The organism is Archangium sp. (assembly GCF_036389735.1).
Classification (GTDB): domain Bacteria; phylum Myxococcota; class Myxococcia; order Myxococcales; family Myxococcaceae; genus Archangium.
Genome location: NZ_DASVWK010000452.1, coordinates 1 through 1,955 on the forward strand (window position 1 = coordinate 1; position 1,955 = coordinate 1,955).

The 1,955-nt window shown below is 65.9% G+C and carries 2 protein-coding genes; both read left to right on the plus strand.

From position 1 onward, the window contains the following. Positions 1–1,691 (plus strand): elongation factor G (gene fusA / locus VF794_RS16110; RefSeq protein WP_331111345.1); only part of this gene is annotated, 1,691 nt, incomplete at its 5' end. A 117-nt stretch (positions 1,692–1,808) separates the two neighbouring features. Continuing rightward, a partial coding sequence (locus tag VF794_RS16115) for a GTP-binding protein (protein ID WP_331111347.1) occupies positions 1,809–1,955 on the plus strand: 147 nt, incomplete at its 3' end.

Consider the following 1,955-nt stretch of genomic DNA (forward strand, 5'->3'; position numbering starts at 1 on the left):
AGTACAAGGTCCCCCGCATCTGCTTCATCAACAAGATGGACCGGGTGGGCGCGGACTACGCCATGTCGGTGGGCACCATCCGCGACAAGCTGGGTGCGCGTCCGGTGCGCCTGCAACTCCCGCTGGGCAGCGAGGACAAGCACCGCGGCGTCATCGACTTGGTTCGGATGAAGGCGCTGGTCTTCCACGACTCGGAGCAGGGGAGCCGCTACGACGTGGTGGACATCCCCGAGGAGTTCCGCGAGGAGGCCGACGCGGCCCGGAGCGAGCTCGTCGAGACGGCCGCCGAGCAGGACGACGCGCTCACCGAGAAGTTCCTCGAGGGCAAGGAGCTCACCGAGGAGGAGATCCGCGGCGCCATCCGCAAGGGGTGCCTGGGGCTGAAGATCTTCCCCGTGTTCTGTGGCTCGGCCTTCAAGCACAAGGGAGTGCAGCCGCTGCTGGACGCGGTGGTGGACTACCTGCCCAACCCGCTGGAAGTGCCGCCGGTGCACGGCAAGACCCCCAAGGGGGAGGACGAGGCGCGCGAGACGAGCGACAAGGCGCCCTTCAGCGCGCTGGTCTTCAAGATCATGAACGACCCGTCGTTCCAGTCCCAGACGCTGACGTTCCTCCGGATCTACTCGGGGAAGCTGGAGGCGGGCACGGCGGCGTGGAACTCGGTGAAGGGCAAGCGCGAGCGCATCAGCCGGCTGGTGCAGATGCGCGCGGACAAGAAGGACGAGGTCCAGGAGTGCTACGCCGGTGATATCTGCGCGGTGGTGGGCCTGAAGCTGGCGACCACGGGCGACACGCTCTGCGACGACAAGCACCCCATCATCCTGGAGCGGATGGAATTCCCCGAGCCCGTCATCGACGTGGCCATCGAGCCGAAGTCCACGGCGGACCAGGACAAGATCATCACGAGCCTGGCGCGCCTGGCGATGGAGGACCCGTCGTTCCGCGTGAGGACGAACGAGGAGACGGGGCAGACACTCATCGCCGGCATGGGCGAGTTGCACCTGGAGATCATCGTCGACCGGCTCCTGCGCGAGTTCAAGGTCGACGCCAACGTGGGCAAGCCCCAGGTGGCCTACCGCGAGACGATCACCGCGCCCGTGCAGACCGAGGGCAAGTACATCCGTCAGACGGGCGGCAAGGGCATGTACGGCCACATCTGGCTGCGGGTGATGCCCAATGAGCCAGGGGCGGGCTTCTCCTTCGAGAACAAGGTCGAGGGTGGGGTGGTGACGAAGGAGTTCGTGGACGCGGTGAAGCAGGGCGTCTCCGAGTCCATGCAGAGCGGGCCCATCGCGGGCTACCCCATGCTGGACGTGAAGGTGGAGGCCTACGACGGCTCCATGCACGACGTGGATTCGAACGAGATGGCGTTCAAGATCGCCGGCTCGATGGCCTTCCGAGACGCCGTGCGTACGGCGAACCCCACGCTCCTTGAGCCCATCATGGACTGTGAGATCGTCACCCCCGACGACTTCATGGGTGACGTCATCGGCGACCTGAACGGTCGCCGAGGGAAGATCCTGGGGATGGATCCCCGGCCGGGCGGCGTGCAGGCCATTCACGCCCAGGTGCCGCTCGCCAAGATGTTCGGCTACTCGACCGACCTGCGCAGCCGCAGCCAGGGAAGAGCCACCTACACCATGCGGTTCAGCCACTACGCGCCCGCACCAAAGGACGTACTGAACCGCTGATCGCGCCGACCCCTCGGAGAGGGAGCGAGCGATTTAGGTTGACGTTTGTGCAGGACTGGAGCAGGACGCAGCACCTTTCCCCGACCCGCCGGCAAGCCGGCCTCGTGAGGAGCAGCGATGAGTAAGGAAAAGTTCGACAGAAGTTTGCCCCACGTCAACATCGGCACGATCGGCCACGTGGACCATGGCAAGACGTCCCTCACGGCGGCCATCACCAAGGTGCTGGCGAAGTCGGGCGGCGCGACCTTCCTCGCGTACGACCAG